Here is a 26,255-nt window from a genome sequence, read left to right on the forward strand (position 1 = left end):
CGTAAGTAAGAAAAGGGGGATGACCAAGGAAGGATAGAAAAGGTTCGGGAAAGAAAATGGAAAAACTTTTCCTGATATTTTTACATGATTTTACAGGAATCAACTTGAAAATTAAGTGATTTTATAGTAAAATAATATCAAATAGAAAACGCTTTCAAAAGCAAAGAGGTGAGTATATGGATAGAAGCACAGACTTATGGACATTTGGAAGAGGGGATAATTTCCATCTTCAAGAGTACTTAGGAGCTCACAAGGAAACAAGGGGAGAACAAGAAGGCTTTACCTTCCGTGTTTGGGCTCCCAATGCTCAGGCGGTGGATCTGATTGGTGATTTCACTGATTGGGAAGCTCGTAAGATTCCAATGGTTCGTAATGAAGGAGGCGTCTGGGAAGTCTTCTGTTCCGATGCAAAAGAGGGAGATATATACAAGTATTTGGTGACTCGACAAAATGGTCATCAGGTGCAAAAAATCGATCCTCTAGCGTTATGGATGGAAAAGAGACCCAATACAGGATCTATTATTAAGACCATTCCAGAGAAAAACTGGAAAGATGGTCTCTGGAGAGCACGCCGTAAAAAACTTGGTTTTAAGGAACGACCTGTTAATATTTACGAGGTTCATGCAGGATCTTGGAAACGAAATGAGGATCACAGTTCCTACACCTTCAAACAACTAAAAGATGAACTCATTCCGTATCTGGTAGAGATGAACTACACCCACGTGGAATTTATGCCGGTGATGGCCCATCCATTGGGCTTGAGTTGGGGCTATCAGCTTATGGGATATTTTGCACTCGAGCAGACTTATGGTAGCCCAGAAGAGTTTCAAGACTTCGTGGAAGAATGCCACCTCAACAATATCGGAGTGATCGTGGATTGGGTACCAGGACATTTCATTATCAATGATGATGCCTTGGCGTATTATGATGGAACACCAACCTTTGAATACCAGGATGAACATCGGGCCCATAACTACGGATGGGGAGCCTTGAACTTCGATTTAGGAAAGAATCAAGTACAGTCATTCTTGATTTCTAGTTTGAAGTTTTGGATTGAAACCTATCATTTAGATGGAATTCGGGTCGATGCTGTGAGCAATATGCTCTATCTTGATTACGATAGTGGTCCATGGACTCCGAATATTGATGGAGGAAACCTCAATTATGAGGGCGTTCATTTCCTTAGACGTTTGAATGCTATTATAAAAAACGATCATCCAGATGTCATGATGATTGCTGAAGAAAGTTCTGCTGGTCAAAAGATCACAGGTCCTGAAGAAGAAGGCGGCCTAGGCTTTGACTATAAATGGAATATGGGTTGGATGAATGATATTCTACGCTTTTATGAGGAAGATCCCGTCTATCGGAAATATGATTTCAATCTGGTAACCTTTAGTTTCATGTATGCATTTTCCGAAAATTTCTTACTACCATTTTCACACGATGAAGTGGTGCACGGTAAGAAGAGTTTGATGCACAAGATGTGGGGAGATCGCTACAATCAATTTGCTGGTCTTCGCAATCTCTTAACCTATCAGATCTGCCATCCAGGAAAGAAATTGCTCTTTATGGGTTCAGAATTTGGTCAATTTTTGGAATGGAAGTCAGAAGAGCAACTGGAATGGGGCAATCTAGAGGATGAAATGAATGCTAAGATGCGTCGTTTCACAGCTCAGCTTAATCATTTCTACAAAGAACATAAAGAATTGTGGGAGATTGATGATAGCTTTGATGGCTTAGAGATTATTGATGCGGATAACCGTGATCAGAGCGTCTTGTCCATGATCCGGAAAAATCGAAAAGGCGATCTTCTGGTGTGTGTCTTCAATATGGCGCCAGTGGAACGCAAGGACTTTACGATCGGTGTTCCTGTATCAGCGATCTATGAAGAAATTTGGAATACAGAATTAGAAGAATGGGGAGGTGTCTGGAAAGAGCACAATCCGACAGTTCAGTCTCAAGATGGACTGTGGAAGGATTATGAACAAACTTTGACCTTTACTTTGCCGGCTTTAGGGGCTAGCATTTGGAAGGTGAAACGGAAGGTTCGCAAAACGAAATCTAAAACATCAGATAAAAAATGATGATCGGTTGACTCTAAGGGAGTCCAAGCTTTAAAAAGAGGAAGTAGTCAATGAAGAATGAAATGCTCGCTTTAATTCTTGCCGGTGGGCAAGGAACACGTCTTGGAAAATTAACCAAAAACATCGCGAAACCTGCGGTTCAATTTGGTGGGCGCTATCGGATTATCGATTTTGCTCTCTCAAACTGTGCCAACTCAGGAATTCACAATGTTGGTGTGATTACACAGTATCAACCACTTGCCCTTAACAGCCATATTGGGAATGGTTCCAGCTGGGGTTTAGATGGAATCAATACGGGTGTGTCTATTCTCCAACCTTATTCAGCTAGTGAAGGAAATCGTTGGTTTGAAGGAACTAGCCATGCTATTCTTCAAAACATCGACTATATCGATAGCATCAATCCGGAATATGTCTTGATTCTATCTGGGGACCACATTTACAAGATGGATTACGATGACATGCTTCAAGCGCACAAGGATAATAACGCAAGTTTGACCGTTGCAGTCCTAGATGTACCTTTGAAGGAAGCAAGCCGTTTTGGAATCATGAATACAGATGCCAATAATCGGATTGTCGAATTTGAAGAAAAACCAGCTGAACCAAAATCAACTAAGGCTTCCATGGGGATTTACATCTTTGACTGGGCTCGTCTGCGCAATATGTTGGTTGCTGCTGAAAAGAGTGATATCGATATGTCAGACTTCGGTAAAAATGTCATTCCAACGTATCTAGAATCAGGCGAAAGTGTTTATGCTTATGAATTCAATGGTTATTGGAAAGACGTTGGTACGATTGAGTCTCTTTGGGAAGCCAATATGGAATATATCGATCCAAATAATGCCTTGGATAGTCGCGATCGTCACTGGAAAATCTATTCACGCAACCTTATTTCACCACCAAACTTCTTTGGAGAACATGGTCACATCGAAGATTCTCTTGTCGTCGACGGTTGTTCGGTAGACGGTACAGTCAAACACTCCATCTTATCAACAGAAGCTCAAGTTCGTGAAGGAGCAGTTGTTGAAGATGCTGTCGTGATGAGCAATGCCATTATCGGTAAAGGAGCTGTCGTGAAACGCGCGATTATCGGAGAAGGTGCAATCATTGCAGAAGGTGTCGTGATTGATGGAACAGAGGAAGTACAAGTTGTCGGTTACAATGAAAAAGTGGGGGTAGCAACAGATGAAGATTGATAAATATTCAGCCATTTTAGGAAATACAGTTGGGTATCATGATATGTCCACTTTGACCAGCCATCGTCCGGTAGCCTCCCTACCGTTTGATGGGAAATACCGCTTAATCGACTTCCCATTGTCTAGTCTTGCGAATGCTGGTATTCGTAGTGTTTTTGGGATTTTCCAACAAGAAAATATTAGTTCGGTCTTTGACCATATTCGTTCAGGTCGTGAGTGGGGCTTGTCTACTTTATTGAGCCACTATTACCTCGGAATCTATAACACTCCTGTTGAAAATACAAATGTAGGGCCAGAATACTACCAACAATTATTGACCTATTTGAAACGGTCTGGTTCCAACCAAACAGTTGCTTTGAACTGTGATGTCTTGATGAATATTGACCTCAATCAAGTTTTCCACTTGCATAATAGCGTTGACCGTCCGATTACAGTGGTTTATAAGAAGTTGCATCTTCAAAATATCTCTGAAGTCAATGCTATCTTGGAAATTGATGAAACAGACCATGTTACAGAGCAAAGACTTTTCGATGGCAAGGATCCTGACGAAGTCTACAACATGTCGACAGATGTCTTTATTGTGGATACTCCTTGGTTGATTGAAAAAATTGAAGAAGAAGCCAAGAAAGAATACCCACAAAAATTGCGCTATATCTTGCGTGATTTGGCGGTGGAATACAATGCTTTTGCTTTTGAATATACAGGTTACCTAGCCAATATTCATTCAGTTGAATCCTACTACCATGCAAACTTGGATATGTTGGAAAACCAAAAATTCATGAAGCTCTTTTCACCAAACCAAAAGGTGTATACGAAAGTGAAGAATGAAGAACCAACGTATTATTCCAAGACTTCACATATTAAAACGTCTCAATTTGCTTCGGGTAGTATTGTAGAAGGAACCGTTGAACGCTCCGTTGTTTCACGGCGGGTACACCTTCATGAAGGTTCAGAAGTCCGCAGTAGTCTTCTCTTCCCTGGTGTTGTGATTCATGAAAATGCAATCGTCGAATATGCCATCCTGGATAAGGGTGTCGAAGTGGCTGCTGGTGTGACGATTCGTGGGACAGAAGAAGCACCTGTCGTGGTTAAAAAAGGAACGATTGTTACAGAGGATATTGTCTAATGAAACTATTATTTGTTGCAGCTGAAGGTGCACCATTTTCTAAAACAGGCGGATTGGGAGACGTTATTGGCGCTCTTCCTAAATCCTTAGCGAAAAGTGGTCATGATGTGCGCGTGATCCTCCCTTACTATGATATGGTAGAGACTAAGTTTGGAGATCAAATCGAAGATGTTTTGCATTTTGAGACCAAGGTTGGCTGGAGAAGTCAATATGTTGGTGTGAAACGTATTGTGCGTGATGGAGTCACCTTTTACTTTATTGATAACCAACATTATTTCTTTAGAGGTCATGTCTATGGTGACTTTGATGATGGAGAACGCTTCGCCTTCTTCCAGCTCGCGGCTTTAGAAACGATGGAACGGGTTGACTTCATTCCAGATGTTCTTCATGCCCATGATTACCATACGGCGATGATTCCTTTCTTGCTGAAGGAAAAATACCGTTGGATTCAAGCTTATCATGAAATTAAAACAGTATTGACTATCCATAATTTGGAATTCCAAGGTCAGTTCGACCCAGGAATGTTGTGGGACCTATTCGGAGTTGGATTTGAACGCTATGCAGATGGAACGCTTCGGTGGAATGATTGCCTGAACTGGATGAAAGCCGGCATTCTATATGCTGACCGTGTAACAACGGTTTCTCCTAGCTATGCGCATGAGATTATGACTGCTGAATATGGTTGTGGCTTGGATCAGATCCTTCGGATGGAGTCTGGCAAGGTGACCGGAATTGTTAACGGGATTGATGCAGATCTGTATAATCCTGAAACGGATCCACTCTTGACGTATCACTTCAGTCTCTCAGATCTTTCAGGTAAAGCAGCTAGCAAACGAGCTCTTCAAGAACGTGTTGGTCTACCTGTTCGCGATGATGTTCCTTTGTTTGGGATCGTCTCTCGTTTGACACGTCAAAAAGGTTTTGATGTGGTGGTAGAAGAGTTGCATCAACTCTTGCAAAAGGATATTCAGATTGTTTTGCTGGGGACAGGAGACCCTGGATTTGAAAATGCCTTTGCTTGGTTTGGTCAAGCCTACCCAGATAAACTTTCAGCGAATATCACATTTGATGTCCAATTGGCCCAAGAAATCTATGCAGCGTCGGATGTCTTCTTGATGCCAAGCCGCTTTGAACCATGTGGCCTTTCTCAAATGATGGCCATGCGTTATGGAACCCTTCCTCTGGTGCATGAAGTCGGCGGACTTCGAGATACGGTCCAACCGTATAATGCTGTTGATGGAAGTGGAACAGGCTTTAGTTTCAATAATTTGTCTGGCTATTGGTTTAACTGGGCAGTTGATGAAGCCTTGGCTGTCTACTACAATGACAAACAGGCTTGGTATGGTCTCCAAGAGCAAGCTATGACGCGTGACTTCTCATGGGATACGGCTAGTCAACGATACAATGATTTGTACCAATCCTTATAAATAGATCTATGATACAAACGCCTTTCGAGGCGTTTTTTTGTGTTGCTTTCTTCCTATAAAGAAAACGGTTTATATTTTTGAGTTTTAGAGCTTGCTAAAATAGAAGAAAAAAGATAAGATAGGTAAAGGTAAAAAATCCCGGGAAGGTTCTTATTTCTGGAAAGGATCCCATCCTCTCTAAAAATAATCAGGTCCCTGCTCGAGGGTTAAATATTACTATATAGGAATTTTAGGATGAAAAAAGCGAAACAAACGTTTGAAAAAATGACCAAATATTCGATTCGGAAATTATCTGTCGGTGTTGGTCCGGTGGCCATTGGAGCCTTTTTATTAGGAGGAAGCCTGTTAGGGGCTCGTCCTGTCCAAGCAGATCAGGTGACCCTACCTGCTCATGTGCACTTAGGATATGTGACAGAAGAAGAGCTGACTGCTGAAGAAAAAGTACAGGTGATTCATGCAATCCCTGAAGCATATCAAAATGAAGATACTTTCTATCTCGTCTATAAGAAGAAGGAAGCAACTCAGTCGGTTCTTCCTCAAACAGGAAGTCAGGAAATCGCCCTTTTTGGGCTAAGTCTAGCCACTGCTTCCTTTGCGGTCCTCTTACTCTCTAAAAAGCACCGGAAGAAGATCATGGGCGTCCTTTTGATTGGAGCCATGGGACAAAGTCTTCTACTTCCAGTTGAAGTCGCAGCCCTACAAAATCAAGTCTTGCGCGCCTATAATCAGGATCTTGCGATCGCATCGAGCAAAGATCTTGCAAATGGCGTGATTCAAATTGACGGCTATGACTATATTGGTTATCTGCGCTACCCGTCAGTCCAAAAGACGAGCTTACGAGAGCCAAAGGCTATGCAGGAAACGAAACCTTCTGTAGAAGGAACGATCAAAACAAGTACAGGGATTCCACAAGTGGAACCACAAGCGCGTGTGACCCCAGAAGTCGCTCCAGCCTTTCCTCAAGTTGAAAAACCAAGCCTGGAAGTCTATACTGAGCCTGTGCCATTTGAAACTGTCAACCAAGTTGATCCTACATTACCTAAAGGGCAAACCAAGGTGCTGACTGCTGGTCAAAATGGGGAGCGGACCCTATTGACGGAAGTGAGTGTGGTAGATGGACAAGAAGTTCGCAGAGTAGTTGAAAGCAAGGTCACTAAAGAACCAGTTTCACAAATTCTTGCTGTTGGGACAAAAGAAGATGCCCAACCAACCCCTCAACCCAGCCCTTCTCCAGTTGTAACGGCTAAGGGGACACAAGAAGAAGGCCATGTCGGCGAAGCCCCAGTTCAACCGGAGAACCCATTCTATACAGGCGTGGTAGAAGCCAAGGGAACACAGGAAGAAGGCCATGTCGGTGAAGCTCCTGTTCAACCAGAGACTCCAGCCTATACAGGTGTGGTGGAAGCTAAGGGAACGCAGGAAGAAGGCCATGTCGGAGAAGCTCCTATTCAACCGGAGACTCCAGCCTATACAGGTGTGGTGGAAGCAAAAGGGACACAAGAAGAAGGCCATGTGGGAGAAGCTCCCGTTCAACCGGATAATCCAACCTATCAAGTTACGGAAGGGACGGTAACAGAGACAGAAACGGTAATCCTTCCATATGAAACAGAGTATGTAACGGATGCCAATCGTTACACCGATGAAGAAAGCCTTCTTCAGAAAGGCGAGGCTGGTAGTCAGGAGATTCGTCGTGTTTATAAGACGGTCAATGGTGAGAAGATTGGCGAGCCCGTGAGCACGACAACTGAAACGGTAAAAGCTCCTGTGACAGAAAAAATTAGTCGTGGGACTAAGGCGATTGAAGGCCAAACAGAGGATGTTTCGTATGAGGAAATTCCATTTAAGACGGTAACCGAACAAGATGCCACCTTGCTAAAAGGATCAGAAAGGGTTTCTCAAGCCGGTAAAAATGGGAAGAAGAAAATCACCAAGGTTTACAAGACCATCAAGGGGGGTAAAACGGCGGATGCTCCTACGATTTCTGAAGAAGTAGTTGAACAGGCGCAAGATCAGATCATTCAACAAGGGGCCAAAGAACTTGACAAGCCAACCTTGACCTTGACCCAGGTCGATAAGGAAGAATTGAAGCGCAGTGCTAAAGCTACTTATCGTTTGGACAAACCAGACGGTGTGACCATCAAGTCCATCCAGGCTGTATTGAAGAAGGGTGATCAAGTGGTGAAAACCCTGACCCTTTCAGAGACGGACTTGGCAGCTGCTTTAGCGGACTTGGACTACTACAAGGATTATACGCTCGCAACGACCATGGTGTATGACCGTGGAAATGGGGACGAAGAAGAAGTTCTTAACGAAGAACCACTGAGAATCGACCTTAAAAAAGTCGAAGTCAAAAATATTAAGGAAACAAGCTTAATCAGTGTGGATGACCAAGGAAATGAGACCGATAGTAGTCTCTTGTCTGAAAAACCATCGAATGTTAAGCCTTACTACTTAAAGGTCACCACCCATGATAATAAGGTTACAAAACTAGCCGTTGATAAAATTGAAGAAGTAACGGTAGATGGCGTGACCCTATACAAAGTAACAGCCAAAGCTCCTGATCTCATTCAACGGACTGCGGACAACCAGTTCAGTGAGGACTATGTCCACTATATTGCGAAACCCAAAGCACATGAAGGTGATGTCTACTACAATTTCAACGAACTTATAAAAGCCATGCAAGCCAATCCGAATGGTACCTTTAAACTGGGTAGCAATATGAATGCGGCCAATGTCCAACCAGCAGGAAAATCTTATGTAACCAATGCCTTCAAGGGAATTTTGGAAAGTACGGATGGAAATACATTTGCCATCCATAATATCACGCGACCACTGTTTGGGAACATCGAAGGTGGCTCGATTAAGAATCTCTTGCTTGAAAATGTCAATATTGACCTACCTGGGACAGATCGAGTAGCACCAATCGCAGGTGTCATCAAAAACAATGCAACTGTTGAGAACGTTAAAGTAACAGGAAGTGTTGTCGGGAACAATGACGTAGCAGGAATTGTCAATAAAATTGATGGTAGCGGGAAGGTCAGCAATGTTGCCTTTATCGGTAAACTGCATGCTGCGGGCAACAAAGGTGGCTATCTAGCGGGTGTTGTTGGTGAGAACTGGAAAGGTGTCGTTGAAAAAGCTTACGTTGATGCTGAAATCACTGGGAACAAAGCCAAAGCTGCAGGTCTCGTTTATTCCTCTCAAAATGGTGGAAATAACCACACAGTAGGTAAAGAAGGGGTTCTCAGAAATTCAGTTGCTAAAGGTTCGATTGAACTCAAAGAAGCTGTTCAGTCTGGTGGATTACTCGGGACCAACTGGGCCTTGGGGACTATTGAAGACAACATCACCATGATGAAAGTCAAAACTGGTGAGATGGTCTTTGGTCACTCAGATATTGACGCAGATGATTATTTCACCTATTCAAGAACCAAGCGCAATTACAGTGTGGAAGGCGTGAGTGAAGGGAAGAAAACCTTTAACAACTCCCGTAAAATCCCTAGCATCTCGCTGGCAGAAGCTGAACAGAAGATCGAAGCAATGGGAATCACTGCTGATAAATTTGAAAGCACGAAACCGATTGAAGATACGCTCAATCACCTTGTTAGCAAAGACGATCAATACAAGGCCATCACTGCTTACGATGCGACTCGTGAGTTAGCTTACCGCAATATTGCTAAATTGCAACCATTCTACAACAAAGAATGGATTGTCGACCAAGGGAATAAATTGGCTGCAACGAGTCCTCTCTTGACCAAGGAAGTCTTGTCTGTGACCGCTATGAAGGGCAATGATTTTGTCACGGAACTAGCGGATGCGGATCACATCCTGATCCATTATGCCGATAAGACAAAAGATATCTTTAGCATGACGCCGAAAGACTCTAAAGTTAAACAAATCAAAGAGTACAGTGTATCGGAGCTCGGTGAAGTGGTCTATACGCCAAATATGGTGGACAAAGACCGGAGCGATCTCATTGGTGCGATCGTTGAAAAATTAAGCCCTGTCGAATTACAATCAGATCCAATCTACACTCACTTAGGTCGAACAGGACCTAACAAAGTCAATGCCATTAAGAACCTTTACCTTGAAGAAAGTTTCCAAGCAGTCAAGGACAATCTGACTCACTTTGTGAAACAACTGGTTGAAAACCAAGACCATCAATTAAATATAGATGAGGCTGCCAAACGGGCACTCATCAAGAAAATTGAAGATAACAAGGCGGCAGTTCTTTTGGGGCTCTCTTACCTCAACCGCTATTACGGAGTGAAATTTGATGATGTCCATCTCAAACAGCTCATGTTGTTCAAGCCAGACTTCTATGGGAAGAATGTCGATGTTTTAGACCGCTTGATTGAAATTGGCTCAAAAGAAGACTACATCAAAGGAACACGTACCCACGATGCCTTCCGTGAAGTCGTGGCTAAATCGACTCTTTCTGGCAACCTAAATGACTTCCTGAAGTACAATATGGAACTCTTTACAAGCGATACAGACTTGAATGATTGGTTTATCAAAGCAACCAAGGACAATGTCTATATTGTGGAGCCAAAAACAACAACTCCTGAGTTTGCCGATAAGAAACATCGAGCATACGAAGGCTTAAATAACGATGTGCATGGTAAAATGATCTTGCCACTCTTGAACTTAAAAGATGCCCATATGTTCTTGATTTCAACCTACAACACCATGGCTTATAGTTCCTTTGAGAAATATGGTAAGAACACGGAAGCGGAACGAACTGCTTTTAAAGCGGAAATTGACAAGGTGGCTAAAGGGCAACAGAATTACCTAGATTTCTGGTCACGTCTCGCAACGGATAAGGTTCGCAATCGACTCTTGAAGAGCAATAATATGGTGCCGACCCCTGTCCTTGATAATCAAAACTACAAGGGTATTAGTACAGATCGCTATGGCCATACCAACAGTGGCAAAGATGTCGCTCCAATCCGTGAATTATACGGGCCTACCGATCGTTACCATGCGACAGATTGGCGCATGGGGGCTGTAGCTCGAATTTACGGAAATCCATATAAAGACGATTCTGTCTTCTTCATGGTGACGGATATGATCAGTGACTTTGGGGTGTCTGCCTTTACCCACGAAACAACGCACGTCAATGACCGTATGGTTTACTTAGGTGGGTGGAGACACCGCGAAGGAACAGATATTGAAGCCTTTGCCCAAGGAATGCTCCAAACACCATCTGTATCTAATCCAAATGGGGAATACAAGGCCTTAGGTCTCAACATGGCCTATGAACGTCCTAACGATGGCAACCAATGGTACAATACCAATCCAAACGATCTTCGATCACGTGATGAGATTGATCGCTACATGAAAGGTTATAACGATACGCTCATGCTTCTGGATTATCTTGAAGGAGAAGCTGTATTGGACAAACATAGTAAGGACTTAAACAATGCTTGGTTCAAGAAGGTTGATAAACAATACCGAGGAGCTAACACCAAGAATCAATTCGATAAGGTTCGAGCTTTGAGTGATGAGGAAAAAGCGATTGCTTTAAACACAGTAGATGACCTCATCACCAACAACTTCATGACCAATCGTGGTCCTGGAAATGGCGTCTATAATCCGTCTGACTTTGGTTCAGCCTATGTGACTGTGCCGATGATGACAGGTATCTATGGTGGGAACACTAGTGAAGGGGCTCCTGGAGCCATGTCCTTCAAACACAATACCTTCAGAATTTGGGGCTATTATGGCTATGAAAAAGGATTCCTGGGTTATGCTTCAAACAAGTATAAACAAGAGTCTAAACAAGCTGGACTTGCCACTCTAGGAGATGACTTCGTCATTCAGAAGATTTCTGATGGAAGATTCAGTACCCTTGAAGATTGGAAGAAAGCTTACTTCAATGAAGTGGTAACCAGTGCCAAAAATGGAATGCAGGCTATTGACATCGATGGGAAGACCTACAATAGCTATGAAGACTTGAAACGTGCATTTGCTGAAGCAGTGGATAAAGATAAGGCTACTCTAAGTAACGGTTCTGTCAAATTTGACAATACGGTTGCACTGAAAGAAAAAGTCTTTAAGAAATTGCTGCAACAAACAGACAGTTTCAAAACGTCTATCTTTAAATAATCGAATTCTCTCATCTGCTGAGCAGGTGAGAGTTTTTTAGAAGAAAAAATGAATAGAGGTGGACAAAGTGTCTAAAAATTAAAAGTAATCAATCGTAGATCGGTAAAATTATCATATTAAAAAAATAACGTAATTTAACAAAAACGCTTTCTTTTCTAGGAAATATTTGACTATTATATCTTTTAGGAGTAAACTAAGGAGGTAAAATTTATAAAAGGAGAATTCATCATGAATTTAACATTTTTAGGTCTTTGTTTAGCCTGCTTTGGTGTATCACTGGCAGAAGGTTTGATGATGAGCAGCCTATTGAAATCTGCGTCTCGTCAACCAGAAATTATTGGTCAATTGCGTAGCCTCTTGATTCTTGGTGTTGCCTTTGTCGAAGGTACTTTCTTCGTAACCTTGGTTATGGCCTTTATTATCAAATAGACGCTTCTATTTTAGAAAAGGAGGTGTCAAACCTTGGAAGAAAGTATCAATCCAACGATTACTCTTGGACCTGTATCTTTTAATTTGACCCTACTTGCTATGACCCTGATTTCTGTTTTCGCCGTTTTTGGCTTCATTTATTGGGCCAGTCGAAAAATGTCGATCCGACCAAAAGGCAAACAAAATGTGCTGGAATACGCATATGACTTTGTCGTAGGCTTTACAAAAGGAAATATTGGGGAACATTACATAAAGGACTATTCCTTGTTCTTGTTTGTTCTTTTCCTCTTTCTTTTAGTAGCCAATAACATTGGATTGATGGCTAAAATCGAAACGACCAATGGTTACAATTTGTGGACATCACCAACCGCTAACCTGGGTTATGACTTTGCCTTTTCATTTTTGATCACCTTAATCGCCCATGTAGAAGGAATTCGCAGACGTGGTGTGAAGGAATATTTAAAGGCTTTTGTGACACCCGGATTTATGACCCCCATGAATATTTTGGAAGAATTAACGAACTTTGCCTCCTTGGCACTTCGGATCTTCGGAAATATCTTTGCGGGTGAGGTACTAGCAAGCTTGCTTGTGACTTTGTCGCATCAAGCTGTTTATTGGTATCCATTTGCCTTTATTGGAAGCATGGCGTGGACAGCGTTTTCGATTTTCATTTCATGTATCCAAGCCTATGTGTTTACCATGTTGTCATCAATTTATATTGGTAAGAAAATTAATGGCGAAGAGTAAGTAGAGGAGGAGTAGAAGAATGCATGTATCAATGAGTGAAATTATTGGTAACTTTATTCTCATTGCTGGTTCCTTCCTATTATTAATCTTTTTAATAAAGAAATTTGCATGGAACAATATCAATGGAATTTTAGAAGCGCGTGCCAAAAAGATTACAGATGATATTGATGGAGCAGAATCAGCTCGTCAAAAAGCTGAGGAACTAGCAAGTAAACGTGAAGAAGAGTTGGCAGGTAGCCGCAAAGAAGCTGCGTCTATCGTCGAAAATGCAAAGGAAACTGCAGAAAAGAATAAATCTCAGATCCTTTCAGAAGCCACTCAAGAAGCAGTACGTTTGAAAGAAAAAGCGCAACAAGAAATTGCGCATAACAAAGAAGAAGCATTGAACAGTATCAAAGGTGATGTGGCAGATCTCACTGTCAATCTTGCCAGCAAATTGTTGAGCCAACAGCTGGATGCTGAAGGTCAACGCCAACTGATCGATCGCTATCTTGATGAATTAGGAGAAGCCTAATGGACAAAAAGCAACTGATGGTGATTGAGAAATATACCCAGCCTTTTGTTCAATTGGTCTTTGAAAAAGGAGAACAAGACCTAGTCTTTGAAAAATTGACTCAAATCAAGGGTATTTTTGAAGAGACTGGACTTGCTAACTTCTTAGCTCATATCGGTGTAGAGGATGAAGAGAAAGCAAAAAGTCTCAGACTTTTTCAACCCTCGGATTCACAATTACTCGACCATTTGATTGAAGTGGTTATTCTCAATCATCGTGAAGCCTTATTTTATGACATTGTAACGATTTGTTTGGATCAGATTCAACTGTTGAGCAACGCTTTTGTCGTCACTGTTACGACGGTTGCTGGTTTGGATCCTGTTCAAGAGCAAAAGCTAATCCCCATTATCGAAAGAAAATTTGGGATTCAAGTTCGCTCGATCCAACAAAAGATCGATCCAGATTTAATTGGTGGCTTTGTCGTGACAGCCAATCATAAAACGTTGGATACCAGTCTCAAACACCAATTGCAAGTTATAAAATCTAAATTGAAATAGAAAGTGGTGTGAATTTTGGCGATTAACGCACAAGAAATCAGCGCTTTAATTAAGCAACAAATTGAAAATTTCAAGCCAAACTTTGACGTCACTGAGACAGGTGTTGTAACCTACATTGGTGACGGGATTGCCCGTGCTCATGGTCTTGAAAATGCCATGAGTGGTGAGTTGTTGATTTTTGAAAATGGCTCATACGGGATGGCCCAAAACTTAGAGACAACGGATGTCGGTATCATCATCTTGGGTGATTTCACGGATATTCGTGAAGGAGACTCTGTCCGTCGTACAGGTAAAATCATGGAAGTCCCTGCAGGGGATGCCTTGATTGGTCGGGTTGTCAACCCACTTGGCCAACCAGTAGATGGTTTGGGTGAGATTGTGACAGATAAATTCCGTCCAGTCGAAACACCAGCTCCTGGTGTTATGCAACGGAAATCTGTCTCAGAACCCCTACAAACTGGTTTGAAAGCCATTGATGCCCTCGTTCCAATCGGACGTGGCCAACGGGAATTGATTATCGGGGACCGTCAAACAGGGAAAACTTCGATTGCCATTGATACCATCTTGAACCAAAAGGGTCAAGACATGATCTGTATCTATGTGGCGATTGGTCAAAAAGAATCAACAGTTCGTACGCAGGTAGAAACTCTTCGTAAATACGGAGCCATGGATTATACGATTGTGGTAACCGCTTCGGCTTCCCAACCGTCTCCATTGCTCTACTTGGCACCTTATGCCGGGGTTGCCATGGCTGAAGAGTTCATGTATAACGGTAAACACGTTTTGATCGTCTATGATGATTTGTCAAAACAAGCCGTAGCTTACCGTGAATTGTCCCTTCTTCTTCGTCGTCCACCAGGACGTGAAGCCTTCCCAGGGGATGTCTTCTATCTCCACAGCCGTTTGTTGGAACGTTCAGCTAAAGTTTCAGATGAATTGGGTGGTGGCTCTATTACAGCCCTTCCAATTATTGAAACCCAAGCAGGAGATATTTCTGCTTATATCGCAACCAACGTGATTTCGATCACAGACGGACAAATCTTCTTGCAAGATAGTTTGTTCAATGCTGGTATTCGTCCAGCCATTGATGCAGGTTCTTCTGTATCCCGTGTAGGGGGAGCTGCCCAAATCAAGGCTATGAAGAAAGTTGCGGGTACCCTTCGTATCGACCTTGCTTCATATCGTGAATTGGAAGCCTTCACGAAATTTGGTAGTGACTTGGATGCTGCGACTCAAGCGAAATTGAACCGTGGTCGCCGAACAGTTGAAGTCTTGAAACAACCCGTTCATGAACCATTGACAGTTGAAAAACAAGTCGTGATCTTGTACGCCTTGACTCATGGTTTCTTAGATAGTGTTCCAGTAGACGACATTCTTCGTTTCCAAGAAGAGTTGTTTGATTATTTTGAAGCACATTATCATCAAATCTTTGAGACGATTCGTTCAACACATGATCTTCCAGCAGAAGAAGAACTGGATGCAGCCCTTACAGAATTTGTCAACCAGTCAAATTTCAAATAGAAATAGGAGTGGAAGATGGCAGTTTCATTAAATGATATAAAAAATAAAATTGCATCCACTAAAAATACCAGTCAAATTACCAATGCCATGCAGATGGTGTCTGCTGCTAAACTCGGAAAATCGGAGCAAGCAGCCAAGGATTTTCAGGTTTATGCCGCTAAGGTACGTAAGTTACTAACAGACTTGCTCCATGGACATGAAACAGAAAATGCCAAGTCCCATCCTATGTTGGTGAGTCGGCCGGTGAAAAAGACAGCTTATATCGTCATTACATCCGATCGTGGTTTGGTCGGAGGCTACAATGCCTCCATCCTTAAAACCATGATGGAAATGAAGGCAGAATACCATCCAAGTGGAGATGACTTTGAAGTGATCTGTATTGGAAGTGTCGGGGCGGATTTCTTCCGTGCCCGTGGGATTCAGCCGGTTTATGAATTGCGTGGTTTGCCTGATCAGCCTAGCTTTAAGGAAGTTCGCAAGATCATTTCGAAAACAGTCCAAATGTATCAGGAAGGCTTGTTTGATGAGTTGTACGTCTGTTACAACCACCACGTCAACAGTTTGACGAGTCAAATGCGGGTGGAACAAATGCTTCCAATTATTGATTTGGACCCCAATGAAGCGGATGAGGACTATGTATTGAATCTAGAATTGGAATCTAGTCGAGATGCCATTTTGGATCAATTGCTTCCTCAATTTGCTGAAAGCATGATCTATGGTGCCATTATTGATGCTAAAACAGCTGAAAATGCTGCTGGGATGATGGCCATGCAAACTGCTACAGACAATGCCAAGAAAGTAATTGATGAATTAACGATTCAATACAACCGTGCTCGTCAAGCAGCGATTACACAAGAAATTACCGAAATCGTTGCGGGTGCTAGCGCCCTTGAATAGTTGTCGGATACAATTTTAAATACAAAAACAGATGCTTGAAAGAGAACTTTTGAGCAGTAGAAATTACTTAGAATAGGAGAATGACATGAGTTTAGGCAAAATTTCTCAGGTCGTAGGTCCCGTCGTAGACGTTGCCTTTTCCGTTGGAGATAAACTTCCTGAGATCAATAATGCGCTTGTAGTCTATAAAAATGACCAACAAAAATCGAAAGTCGTTCTTGAAGTAGCTTTGGAACTTGGTGATGGGGTCGTACGGACCATCGCCATGGAATCAACTGATGGTTTAACACGTGGAATGGAAGTCTTGGACACAGGTCGTCCAATCTCTGTTCCAGTCGGAAAAGAAACCTTGGGACGTGTCTTCAATGTTCTTGGAGATACCATTGACTTGGATCAACCTTTTCCTGAGGATGCTCCTCGTGACTCCATCCACAAAAAAGCTCCATCCTTTGACGAGCTCTCTACTTCAGAAGAAATTCTTGAAACAGGGATCAAGGTTATTGACCTCTTAGCCCCTTATTTGAAAGGTGGGAAGGTCGGACTCTTCGGTGGTGCCGGAGTTGGGAAGACCGTCTTGATTCAAGAATTAATCCATAATATTGCCCAAGAACACGGTGGGATTTCTGTATTTACCGGTGTTGGGGAACGGACACGTGAAGGGAATGACCTTTACTGGGAAATGAAAGAATCTGGCGTTATTGAAAAAACAGCCATGGTCTTTGGACAAATGAATGAGCCACCTGGAGCACGGATGCGTGTTGCTTTGACTGGTTTGACCATTGCGGAATACTTCCGTGATGTCGAAGGTCAGGACGTTCTCTTGTTTATCGACAATATCTTCCGTTTCACCCAAGCCGGATCTGAAGTATCAGCCCTTTTGGGACGGATGCCATCAGCCGTTGGTTACCAACCTACTTTGGCAACAGAAATGGGGCAATTGCAAGAACGGATTACGTCAACGAAGAAAGGTTCTGTTACATCCATCCAAGCCATCTATGTGCCAGCCGATGACTACACAGACCCAGCGCCAGCAACCGCTTTTGCCCACTTGGATTCAACCACCAACTTGGAACGTAAATTGGTACAATTGGGGATCTACCCTGCGGTGGACCCATTGGCATCTAGCTCACGTGCCCTTTCTCCAGAAATCGTAGGAGAAGAACACTATGCAGTCGCTTCTGAGGTCAAACGCGTCCTTCAACGTTACCATGAATTGCAAGATATCATTGCTATCTTGGGGATGGATGAATTGTCTGACGAAGAAAAGACCTTGGTTGCTCGTGCTCGCCGGATCCAATTCTTCTTGTCACAAAACTTCAACGTTGCAGAACAATTTACAGGTCAACCTGGTTCTTATGTACCAGTTGGAGAAACTGTTCGTGGCTTTAAAGAAATTTTGGATGGGAAATATGACCATCTTCCTGAAGATGCCTTCCGTGGTGTTGGATCGATCGAAGATGTGATCGCCAAAGCTGAAAAAATGGGATTCTAAGAAGAGGTGAAAGATGAGTCAAATGAACGTCCAAATCGTTACACCGGATGGACTGGTTTATGATCATCATGCCGCATTTGTATCTGTCAAGACAATTGATGGTGAATTAGGGATTTTACCTCATCATATCAATACCATTGCGGTTTTGGCTGTAGACCAAGTAAAGGTTCGTCGTGTCGACGATGACAAACATATTGATTGGATTGCAGTCAATGGGGGGATTATCGAAGTAGCTGATAATGTCATTACCATTGTTGCCGATTCTGCCGAACGTGCTCGAGATATCGACATTAGTCGTGCAGAACGTGCCAAACTGCGAGCTGAAAAAGCGATTGAAGAAGCCAAAGATCAGCATTCGGTTGATATGGAACGTCGTGCTAAAATTGCTCTTCAACGCGCCATTAACCGGATTAATGTCGGAAATCGTTTATAAGATATTCAAATAAGGTGGAGGTTTTGTCCTCACCTTATTTTTGTTGGGAGAGAATCAAAAGAAGAAAGTACGGACCAAATATGGTATAATAGCTGTATGATTCAAATGATTTTTAATCTTTCAAGCCATCTATTGTTTATCTTTTTTGCCTATTACCTATTGATAAACCTGGTTCAATGGGAAAAGTTTTTAAAAGTAAGTGCTGAAAATGCGGTTAAAATCCGTTTTTTGATCTTGATGATCAGCGTTGGAATCGGCTATCTAGCCAGCTCATTTTTTATTAGTGTCTATGAGATGAGTCGGCAGATTTTTATTGGCCAATTCTAGCCACATTTTATAAAAAATATGGTATGATAGAAAGCGTGACTTTAAGAAATTGGAGAACAATCCCGTATGGAAAAAATAATCGTTAATGGTGGTCATAATCGACTGGTTGGAACCGTCAAAATCGAAGGAGCAAAAAATGCTGTCCTTCCTCTTCTTGCTGCAACAGTTCTAGCAAGCGAGGGCGTGACAACCTTGAAAAATGTACCTGTTTTATCAGATGTCTTTACAATGAACAATGTTGTTCGTGGGTTGAATGCACAAGTAACCTTCAATGAAGAAGACAATACAGTTGTCGTAGATGCGCAAGCAAAATTATCAGAGGAAGCGCCTTATAAATATGTGAGTAAGATGCGGGCTTCTATCGTTGTCTTAGGTCCTGTCTTGGCACGCAATGGCCATGCCAAAGTTTCCATGCCTGGAGGATGTACGATCGGTAGTCGTCCGATTGACCTCCACTTGAAAGGTCTGGAAGCCATGGGAGCTGAAATTACCCAAACAGCCGGCTATATTGAAGCAAAAGCAGATCGTCTCAAAGGTGCACACGTCTATATGGACTTCCCATCAGTAGGTGCGACACAAAATATTATGATGGCCGCAACCTTGGCAGATGGAGTCACTGTGATTGAAAATGCAGCTCGGGAACCTGAAATTGTTGACCTAGCTCTCTTGCTGAATAAAATGGGGGCTAATGTTAAGGGAGCAGGAACTGAGACCTTGACCATCGTTGGTGTGGAGAGCTTGCACGGTGCAAACCACAATGTTGTGCAAGACCGCATCGAGGCTGGAACCTTTATGATTGGGGCAGCCATGACTGGTGGAGATGTCTTAATCGAAGATGCCATTTGGGAACACAACCGTCCGCTTCTATCTAAGATGCAGGAGATGGGTGTAACGGTAACCGAAGAAGAAAATGGAATTCGGATTCAATCGGATATCAGTAAGCTCCGTCCAGTGACCGTTAAAACTCTTCCCTACCCAGGATTTCCAACCGATATGCAGGCTCAATTCACAGCCTTGATGGCCATGGCTAAAGGTGAGTCTACCATGATTGAAACGGTCTTTGAGAATCGCTTCCAGCATTTGGAAGAAATGCGTCGGATGGGCGTTCACTCGGATATTATGCGGGATACAGCTCGTATCGTTGGAGGGGAAAGCTTCCAAGGTGCAGAGGTTATGTCGACCGATTTACGAGCAAGTGCAACCTTGGTCTTGATGGGCTTGGTAGCAGAAGGAGAAACAAAGGTCAGCAAATTAAGTCACTTAGATCGTGGTTATTATCAATTCCATGAGAAATTGGTGGCGCTAGGTGCAGACGTGAAACGTGTAGAGGAAGAAGACGATGAAAACTAATCTTCGCTATGTTGGAAAACAGCTAGGAATTGTCCTCCTGTTGGCTGTGATTGGAATCATCATTTTTGCAGTTGGTTTGGTCATTGGCTATGGAGTGATTGGCGATGGGAAAAATCCATGGTCCATTCTCTCTCCGGACACTTGGTCAGAGATCATTGGAAAGCTAACAGGCAAATAAGCTTTTAACTAAAATTGAGTAAAAAGGAGAGCAGCGAATCGAGTCAATGACCCATCTAGCGCTGCTCTTTTTTGGAGAGAGATATGGCAAAACAAACAGTAAGCAAACGAACCAAACAAACCCTAGCGGGCTTTGTGGTCGCAACGGCCCTAGCTATCGGGGGCTATTATTTTAATCAACCGACGGTGAAAGAAGCGACGGATCAGGTTGTTTCGGTGGTGACTAGTAGCCAACAAGAAACACCTAGTAAAGAGTTAGCTAGCTCTGTACTAACGAAATCTGCCCGTTCACAATTAGGGAATGACTTGGAATGGAACGGTGCTGGAGCCTTTGTAGTTAAGGGAAATCGCACAGATCTGGATGCCAGCGTGGCTAGTCAACCCTATGCGGATAACAAGACAAAAGAAGTGAATGGAAAGACCGTACCGACGGTTGCGAACGCTATTATGACCAAGGCGACTCGCCAGTACAGAGATCGGGATGCAACAGGTAGTGGCCTAACCGATTGGAAACCAGCAGGTTGGCATCAGGTCCATAATCTGTCAGGCGAGTATGACCATGCTGTGGATCGGGGCCACCTATTGGGCTACGCCTTGATCGGCAATCTCAAAGGTTTTGATGCCTCGACTAGCAATCCCAAAAATATCGCTGTGCAAACGGCTTGGTCCAATCAAGCCAATGATCCTCATTCCACCGGTCAAAACTACTATGAGACCCTGGTTCGAAAAGCACTGGATAAGAACAAGCGGATCCGCTATCGGGTGACCTTGATCTACAACCATCCAGAAGATCTGATTCCATTAGGATCACAGATCGAAGCCAAATCGAGTGATGGGAGCCTTGAGTTCAATGTCTTTGTTCCCAATGTTCAAAGTGGGATTAGCCTGGATTACCAGACAGGAAAAGTAACCGTTCATCAATAAGCTGGAAAGCGTAGTTATTTAAGTTATTTTTAAGAATAGGGTGTTACAATTGCATACCTTCTTTAAGCGAAAGGAGAATGTATGAGAACCATTTTTCGATTTTTCAGAGGAATCCTTCGTATGGCTTGGAGTCTTTTTTGGGGATTTTTCTGGACCATTGCCATCAGTTTTCTCATCCTAGTGGGGATCATCTATTTTACAGATTCTCCTAGTTCTGGTATGGATGGGTTTGGACGAGCTGCCCAAAAGGTTGTCTATCAAGTCGGCAATTTATTTGGTGATCAGGGTTTTGCATCGCGCTTCGGGATGACACCTAGCTCACAGACCACGCAGACGGACAATCATGAGCATAGTGGCGCTCGCTGGGAAAAAGCGGAAGCTACGGTCTATTTGGATCCCAATATCAATCAAACCTTTATAAAAGCTTATCGGGATGCTATTGAGGCTTGGAACCAAACAGGCGCCTTTACCTTCAAGCTGGTTACAAATGAAAAAGAGGCTAATGTGGTCTTGACGGAAATGGATAACGCATCGGTTTCTGCTGCAGGAGAGACTGCCTCTCAGACCAACCTCTTAACCAACCGCTTCACCCACATCACAGTTCGTCTCAATCGCCATTATCTTTTAAACTATGTCTATAACTATAGTTATGATCGGATTGTCAATACAGCTGAGCATGAGCTAGGCCATGCGATAGGGCTGGACCACACTGATGGAGAATCGGTCATGCAACCGGCTGGTTCCTTTTACAGTATTCAGGATACAGATGTGGAAGCAGTCCGGCAATTGTACAAAGAAGAATAAGTTTTAAAATACTTTCAAAAGTTCTGAGCCTCAAGGGGCTCAGGATTTTTTTGATGGCTCGTCTTTCCTTGTTTAATCTGGAAAAAGATAGTAAAATAGGGACATGATTATTTTACAAGCCAACAAAATTGAACGCTCTTTTGCAGGGGAGGTTCTTTTTGATAATATCAGCCTGCAAGTGGATGAACGGGACCGGATTGCCCTGGTTGGAAAGAACGGAGCCGGCAAGTCAACACTCTTAAAAATCTTGGTGGGGGAAGAAGAACCAACTTCAGGTGAAATCAATAAAAAGCGGGATCTTTCTCTCTCCTATCTGGCCCAGGATAGTCGATTTGAGTCGTCCAATACCATCTACGATGAGATGCTCCATGTCTTTGAAGACCTCCGTAAAACGGAGAAAACTTTGCGGCAGATGGAGCTTGAGATGGGGGAAAAAACTGGGGCTGACCTAGAAAAACTCATGCAGGACTATGACCGTCTATCGGAAGAATTCCGTCAGGCAGGTGGCTTCACCTATGAAGCAGATATCCGCGCGATTTTAAACGGCTTCAAGTTCGATGAGTCCATGTGGCAGATGAAGATTGAAGAGCTGTCTGGTGGGCAAAATACCCGTCTAGCTCTGGCCAAGATGCTCTTAGAAAAACCAAATCTCTTGGTACTGGACGAGCCAACCAACCACTTGGATATTGAGACCATCGCCTGGTTGGAAAATTACTTGGTTAATTATAGCGGAGCTCTTCTCATTGTCAGCCACGACCGGTATTTCCTAGACAAGGTCGCCACCATTACACTGGACTTGACCAAGCATTCCTTGGATCGCTATGTCGGCAATTACTCCAGCTTTGTCGAGCAAAAAGAACAAAAATTGCTGACCGAAGCCAAAAACTACGAGAAGCAACAAAAAGAAATAGCAGCTCTGGAAGACTTTGTTAATCGCAATTTGGTGCGGGCTTCGACTACCAAGCGGGCTCAGTCTCGGCGTAAGCAGTTGGAAAAAATGGAGCGTCTAGACAAGCCGGAAGCTGGGACCAAGTCTGCCCATATGACCTTCCATTCCGATAAGACATCTGGGAATGTCGTCCTGACAGTAGAAGAGGCAGCCGTCGGCTATGACGATCAAATCCTCTCAGAGCCTATTAATTTGGATATCCGCAAGATGAATGCAGTCGCCATTGTGGGACCAAATGGGATCGGGAAATCTACTCTTATCAAGTCCATCGTCGGGCAGATTCCTTTTATCAAGGGTGAAGCTCGTTTTGGAGCCAATGTCGAGGTGGGCTACTATGACCAGACCCAAAGTAAACTAACGCCTCACAACAGTGTCTTGGATGAGCTCTGGAATGATTTTAAACTGACGCCAGAAGTGGAAATTCGCAATCGCCTGGGAGCCTTTCTTTTCTCTGGGGATGATGTCAAGAAAACCGTCGGCATGCTGTCGGGTGGAGAGCGGGCCCGCTTGCTTCTAGCTAAGCTGTCCATGGAAAATAACAATTTTTTGATTCTCGACGAGCCGACCAACCACTTGGACATCGATAGCAAGGAAGTGCTAGAAAATGCCTTGATTGATTTTGACGGCACCCTGCTCTTTGTCAGCCACGACCGTTACTTTATCAATCGGGTGGCCACACAAGTTTTGGAACTGTCAGAAGAGGGCTCAACTCTTTACCTAGGCGACTATGACTATTATCTGGAGAAAAAAGCTGAGTTAGAAGCCCTTGCTGCAGCGCAAGCAGAAGCTATGCCTGTTTCTTCGACCGAAGAAGTCACCAGCAATGATTATCACTTGCAGAAACAAAACCAGAAGGAACTCCGTAAAATCACCCGTCGCATTGAGCAATTGGAAGCAGAGATGGAAGAGCTGGATCAAAAAATCCAAGCCATCACCGAAACCATGCATAGCACCAACGATGCAGCTGACTTGGTACAACTCCAGAGCGAGCTGGACCAACTAACTGTCCAGCAGGAAGCGGTTATGGAAGAATGGGCAGAACTGTCAGAGCAGGTGGAATAGATGGAAGATCTTGGAAAAGTTTTTCGTGAATTTCGAATCAGTAAAAATTATTCATTGAAAGAAGCTGCAGGAGAAGCTTGCTCGACCTCCCAATTATCCCGTTTTGAATTGGGGGAGTCGGATTTGGCTGCTTCGCGCTTCTTTGACATTTTGGACAATATCCATGTGACGATTGAGAATTTTATGGATAAGGCCAGAAATTTTCAACACCATGAGCATGTCGCTTTGATGGCTCAGATTATTCCGCTTTACTACTCAAATGATATTGCAGGTTTTCAAAAGCTTCAAGAAGAGGAACTTGAAAAAGCCAAACATTCCACCAATCCTCTCTATTTTGAGCTGAACTGGATCCTGCTACAAGGCCTGATTTGCCAGAGAGATGCTAGTTATACCATGAAGCAGCGTGATCTAAACAAGGTGGCGGATTACCTCTTTCAAACGGAAGAGTGGACCATGTATGAATTGATCCTCTTTGGCAATCTCTACAGCTTTTATGATGTGGACTATGTCACACGGCTTGGGAGAGAAGTGATGGAGCGTGAAGATTTCTACAAAGAAATTGGTCGCCATCGAAAACTGGTCTTAATTCTGGCCCTGAATTGCTACCAGCATTGTTTAGAACACTATTCTTTTGAAAATGCCAGCTATTTTGAAGCCTATGTAGAAAAGATTATCGGGAAGAGCATCAAACTCTACGAACGCAATGTTTTTCATTATCTTAAGGGATTTGCTCGGTACCAAAAGGGGCAAACAGAAGAAGGCCGGCAGCAAATGCAGGAAGCCATGCACATTTTTGATGTGCTGGGACTGCCAGAGCAGGTGGCCTATTATCAAGAACACTTTGATAAATTTGTAAAAAATGAATGTTCTAAATAGGACAGTGATAAAGGAGATTTTATGAACCGACATGCGGTCTAATTAATTAGTCGTGGAGCTATTAACAAAATTGGAAATATGCTCTATGACTATGGAAATAGTGTCTGGCTAGCCTCGATGGGGACTATAGGAAAGACGGTATTAGGGATCTATCAAATTTCTGAGTTAGTGACAGGGATTCTCGTGAATCCTTTTGGAGGAGTGATTTCAGACCGTTTTTCTCGTCGCAAGATTTTGATGACGACCGACCTGGTTTGTGGACTCCTTTGTTTGGCGATTTCTTTTATCACAAATGATAGCTTGATGATTGCGGCTCTTATTTTTGCCAATATTGTTCAGGCCATTGCCTTTGGTTTTTCTCGACCTGCCAATAAAGCTATTATCACAGAGGTTGTTGAGAAAGATGAGATTGTGACCTATAATGCTCACTTGGAGTTGGTCTTACAGGTTGTTAGTGTCAGTTCACCTGTTTTTTCTTTCCTAGTTCTACAATTTGCCAGTCTTCATGCGACCCTCTTACTGGATGCGCTGACCTTTTTCATTGCCTTTGTTCTAGTGGCTTTCCTTCCGAAAGAAGAAGCTAAGGTGCAAGAGAGGAAACAGTTTACCGGGAAAGATATTTTTTCTGATATCAAGGATGGGTTAGACTATATCTGGCATCAGAAAGAGATTTTCTTTCTCTTATTAGTGGCTTCTAGCGTCAATTTCTTTTTTGCGGCTTTTGAGTTTTTACTTCCCTTCTCGAATCGTCTATACGGGGTTAAAGGAGCTTATGCGACCATTTTAACGCTGGGAGCTATTGGATCTATTCTAGGAGCACTTGTTGCCAATAAAATGAAATCAAGTATGAGAATTCTCCTGTTTTTACTGCTTTTGGCAGGGATAGGAGTGTTCATAATGGGCTTGCCCCTTCCACCTTATCTTTCCTTTTCAGGAAATCTGGTCTGTGAATTTTTTGTGACCATTTTCGACATCCACGTTTTTTCCCAAGTACAAACCAAGGTGGAAGATGATTATCTAGGGAGAGTATTGAGCACAATTTATACCTTGGCTGTTCTCTTTATGCCCATCGCCAAAGGGTTGATGACTTGGTTGCCAAGCGTCCGTATGGAATCATTTCTCTTGATTGGAGCTGGGGTTATTCTCTTTTCACTCTTGGCTCAGCTAGTAGCTAAGCAGCTTCAATCAAAAGAACAGTAGGCATCCTTCGATAAATTTGTAAAGCATTAATTTTCCCAAATAGGGGACAAAATGAAAACCTCTTTCATGAACTGATACA

21 protein-coding genes are annotated in these 26,255 nt (G+C 43.0%); all 21 read left to right on the forward strand.

From position 1 onward, the window contains the following. The first annotated feature begins 176 nt into the window (after positions 1-176). The 21 genes from glgB to HMPREF2893_RS01165 all read left to right on the forward strand — a co-directional run bounded on the left by glgB (position 177) and on the right by HMPREF2893_RS01165 (position 26,176). Positions 177-2,084: a 1,4-alpha-glucan branching protein GlgB gene (glgB, locus tag HMPREF2893_RS01065; RefSeq protein WP_070673841.1), complete on the forward strand. Its 1,908-nt coding sequence runs from the start codon at positions 177-179 to the stop codon at positions 2,082-2,084. 50 nt (positions 2,085-2,134) lie between these two features. Then, positions 2,135-3,277, forward strand: coding sequence for a glucose-1-phosphate adenylyltransferase (locus HMPREF2893_RS01070; protein WP_003002477.1), 1,143 nt, complete (start codon positions 2,135-2,137; stop codon positions 3,275-3,277). Continuing rightward, a complete protein-coding gene (gene glgD / locus HMPREF2893_RS01075; protein WP_031573430.1) occupies positions 3,267-4,403 on the forward strand; it encodes a glucose-1-phosphate adenylyltransferase subunit GlgD in 1,137 nt (378 codons plus the stop codon). Before HMPREF2893_RS01070 ends, glgD begins: the two co-directional genes overlap by 11 nt. Continuing rightward, positions 4,403-5,830: a glycogen synthase GlgA gene (gene glgA / locus HMPREF2893_RS01080; protein ID WP_070589437.1), complete on the forward strand. Its 1,428-nt coding sequence runs from the start codon at positions 4,403-4,405 to the stop codon at positions 5,828-5,830. Before glgD ends, glgA begins: the two co-directional genes overlap by 1 nt. A gap of 234 nt (positions 5,831-6,064) precedes the next feature. Then, positions 6,065-11,938 (forward strand): ZmpA/ZmpB/ZmpC family metallo-endopeptidase, encoded by a 5,874-nt coding sequence (locus HMPREF2893_RS01085; RefSeq protein ID WP_070673842.1) that lies wholly within the window; start codon positions 6,065-6,067, stop codon positions 11,936-11,938. Between the two features lie 228 nt (positions 11,939-12,166). Continuing rightward, complete coding sequence (locus tag HMPREF2893_RS01090; protein ID WP_003006433.1) at positions 12,167-12,367, forward strand: F0F1 ATP synthase subunit C; 201 nt, start codon at positions 12,167-12,169, stop codon at positions 12,365-12,367. Between the two features lie 33 nt (positions 12,368-12,400). Beyond that, positions 12,401-13,114, forward strand: a complete 714-nt coding sequence (gene atpB, locus HMPREF2893_RS01095; RefSeq protein WP_024055550.1) for a F0F1 ATP synthase subunit A — start codon at positions 12,401-12,403, stop codon at positions 13,112-13,114. 19 nt (positions 13,115-13,133) lie between these two features. After that, positions 13,134-13,628, forward strand: coding sequence for a F0F1 ATP synthase subunit B (gene atpF / locus HMPREF2893_RS01100; RefSeq protein WP_004219970.1), 495 nt, complete (start codon positions 13,134-13,136; stop codon positions 13,626-13,628). Further along, positions 13,628-14,164: a F0F1 ATP synthase subunit delta gene (locus HMPREF2893_RS01105; RefSeq protein ID WP_024055549.1), complete on the forward strand. Its 537-nt coding sequence runs from the start codon at positions 13,628-13,630 to the stop codon at positions 14,162-14,164. Before atpF ends, HMPREF2893_RS01105 begins: the two co-directional genes overlap by 1 nt. A 15-nt stretch (positions 14,165-14,179) precedes the next feature. Then, positions 14,180-15,685, forward strand: a complete 1,506-nt coding sequence (gene atpA, locus HMPREF2893_RS01110; RefSeq protein WP_049496722.1) for a F0F1 ATP synthase subunit alpha — start codon at positions 14,180-14,182, stop codon at positions 15,683-15,685. A gap of 15 nt (positions 15,686-15,700) precedes the next feature. Then, a complete protein-coding gene (locus tag HMPREF2893_RS01115; protein WP_070673843.1) occupies positions 15,701-16,582 on the forward strand; it encodes a F0F1 ATP synthase subunit gamma in 882 nt (293 codons plus the stop codon). An 85-nt stretch (positions 16,583-16,667) separates the two neighbouring features. Continuing rightward, entirely contained in the window at positions 16,668-18,074 is a 1,407-nt protein-coding gene (atpD, locus tag HMPREF2893_RS01120; protein WP_003011794.1) for a F0F1 ATP synthase subunit beta, read from the forward strand. A gap of 13 nt (positions 18,075-18,087) precedes the next feature. Next, entirely contained in the window at positions 18,088-18,507 is a 420-nt protein-coding gene (locus HMPREF2893_RS01125; RefSeq protein WP_003002471.1) for a F0F1 ATP synthase subunit epsilon, read from the forward strand. Positions 18,508-18,603: 96 nt separating this feature from the next. Then, the gene (locus tag HMPREF2893_RS01130) at positions 18,604-18,834 is read left to right on the forward strand and encodes a DUF1146 family protein (RefSeq protein WP_049490545.1); all 231 of its coding nucleotides are present in this window, start codon (positions 18,604-18,606) and stop codon (positions 18,832-18,834) included. A 66-nt stretch (positions 18,835-18,900) separates the two neighbouring features. Next, the gene (gene murA, locus HMPREF2893_RS01135) at positions 18,901-20,184 is read left to right on the forward strand and encodes a UDP-N-acetylglucosamine 1-carboxyvinyltransferase (RefSeq protein WP_049515168.1); all 1,284 of its coding nucleotides are present in this window, start codon (positions 18,901-18,903) and stop codon (positions 20,182-20,184) included. Further along, positions 20,174-20,362 (forward strand): DNA-directed RNA polymerase subunit beta, encoded by a 189-nt coding sequence (locus tag HMPREF2893_RS01140; RefSeq protein WP_003006464.1) that lies wholly within the window; start codon positions 20,174-20,176, stop codon positions 20,360-20,362. The genes murA and HMPREF2893_RS01140 overlap by 11 nt, the downstream gene beginning before the upstream one ends. Before the next feature lie 83 nt (positions 20,363-20,445). Continuing rightward, a complete protein-coding gene (locus HMPREF2893_RS01145) occupies positions 20,446-21,285 on the forward strand; it encodes a DNA/RNA non-specific endonuclease (RefSeq protein ID WP_049515169.1) in 840 nt (279 codons plus the stop codon). Between the two features lie 81 nt (positions 21,286-21,366). Then, positions 21,367-22,089, forward strand: a complete 723-nt coding sequence (locus tag HMPREF2893_RS01150; protein ID WP_070673844.1) for a M57 family metalloprotease — start codon at positions 21,367-21,369, stop codon at positions 22,087-22,089. 103 nt (positions 22,090-22,192) lie between these two features. Beyond that, entirely contained in the window at positions 22,193-24,100 is a 1,908-nt protein-coding gene (locus HMPREF2893_RS01155) for an ABC-F family ATP-binding cassette domain-containing protein (RefSeq protein ID WP_023917708.1), read from the forward strand. Next, positions 24,101-24,976, forward strand: coding sequence for an XRE/MutR family transcriptional regulator (locus HMPREF2893_RS01160; protein ID WP_070673845.1), 876 nt, complete (start codon positions 24,101-24,103; stop codon positions 24,974-24,976). A gap of 78 nt (positions 24,977-25,054) precedes the next feature. After that, on the forward strand, positions 25,055-26,176 hold the full coding sequence (locus HMPREF2893_RS01165) for an MFS transporter (RefSeq protein ID WP_256318002.1): 1,122 nt from the start codon (positions 25,055-25,057) through the stop codon (positions 26,174-26,176). Positions 26,177-26,255 lie beyond the last annotated feature (79 nt).

Origin of the sequence: Streptococcus sp. HMSC072C09 (assembly GCF_001813105.1) — a bacterium.
Taxonomy (GTDB): domain Bacteria; phylum Bacillota; class Bacilli; order Lactobacillales; family Streptococcaceae; genus Streptococcus.

What these genes read in the sequence shown, in the direction of transcription:
- HMPREF2893_RS01090 (WP_003006433.1), top strand. Translation starts at nt 12,167, where the DNA reads ATGAATTTAACATTTTTAGGTCTTTGTTTAGCCTGCTTTGGTGTATCA.
- HMPREF2893_RS01155 (WP_023917708.1), top strand. Translation starts at nt 22,193, where the DNA reads ATGATTATTTTACAAGCCAACAAAATTGAACGCTCTTTTGCAGGGGAG.
- glgB (WP_070673841.1), top strand. Translation starts at nt 177, where the DNA reads ATGGATAGAAGCACAGACTTATGGACATTTGGAAGAGGGGATAATTTC.
- HMPREF2893_RS01125 (WP_003002471.1), top strand. Translation starts at nt 18,088, where the DNA reads ATGAGTCAAATGAACGTCCAAATCGTTACACCGGATGGACTGGTTTAT.
- HMPREF2893_RS01145 (WP_049515169.1), top strand. Translation starts at nt 20,446, where the DNA reads ATGGCAAAACAAACAGTAAGCAAACGAACCAAACAAACCCTAGCGGGC.
- glgD (WP_031573430.1), top strand. Translation starts at nt 3,267, where the DNA reads ATGAAGATTGATAAATATTCAGCCATTTTAGGAAATACAGTTGGGTAT.
- HMPREF2893_RS01070 (WP_003002477.1), top strand. Translation starts at nt 2,135, where the DNA reads ATGAAGAATGAAATGCTCGCTTTAATTCTTGCCGGTGGGCAAGGAACA.
- HMPREF2893_RS01150 (WP_070673844.1), top strand. Translation starts at nt 21,367, where the DNA reads ATGAGAACCATTTTTCGATTTTTCAGAGGAATCCTTCGTATGGCTTGG.
- atpF (WP_004219970.1), top strand. Translation starts at nt 13,134, where the DNA reads ATGCATGTATCAATGAGTGAAATTATTGGTAACTTTATTCTCATTGCT.
- HMPREF2893_RS01140 (WP_003006464.1), top strand. Translation starts at nt 20,174, where the DNA reads ATGAAAACTAATCTTCGCTATGTTGGAAAACAGCTAGGAATTGTCCTC.
- glgA (WP_070589437.1), top strand. Translation starts at nt 4,403, where the DNA reads ATGAAACTATTATTTGTTGCAGCTGAAGGTGCACCATTTTCTAAAACA.
- HMPREF2893_RS01115 (WP_070673843.1), top strand. Translation starts at nt 15,701, where the DNA reads ATGGCAGTTTCATTAAATGATATAAAAAATAAAATTGCATCCACTAAA.
- HMPREF2893_RS01130 (WP_049490545.1), top strand. Translation starts at nt 18,604, where the DNA reads ATGATTCAAATGATTTTTAATCTTTCAAGCCATCTATTGTTTATCTTT.
- HMPREF2893_RS01105 (WP_024055549.1), top strand. Translation starts at nt 13,628, where the DNA reads ATGGACAAAAAGCAACTGATGGTGATTGAGAAATATACCCAGCCTTTT.
- atpD (WP_003011794.1), top strand. Translation starts at nt 16,668, where the DNA reads ATGAGTTTAGGCAAAATTTCTCAGGTCGTAGGTCCCGTCGTAGACGTT.
- murA (WP_049515168.1), top strand. Translation starts at nt 18,901, where the DNA reads ATGGAAAAAATAATCGTTAATGGTGGTCATAATCGACTGGTTGGAACC.
- HMPREF2893_RS01165 (WP_256318002.1), top strand. Translation starts at nt 25,055, where the DNA reads ATGCTCTATGACTATGGAAATAGTGTCTGGCTAGCCTCGATGGGGACT.
- HMPREF2893_RS01085 (WP_070673842.1), top strand. Translation starts at nt 6,065, where the DNA reads ATGAAAAAAGCGAAACAAACGTTTGAAAAAATGACCAAATATTCGATT.
- HMPREF2893_RS01160 (WP_070673845.1), top strand. Translation starts at nt 24,101, where the DNA reads ATGGAAGATCTTGGAAAAGTTTTTCGTGAATTTCGAATCAGTAAAAAT.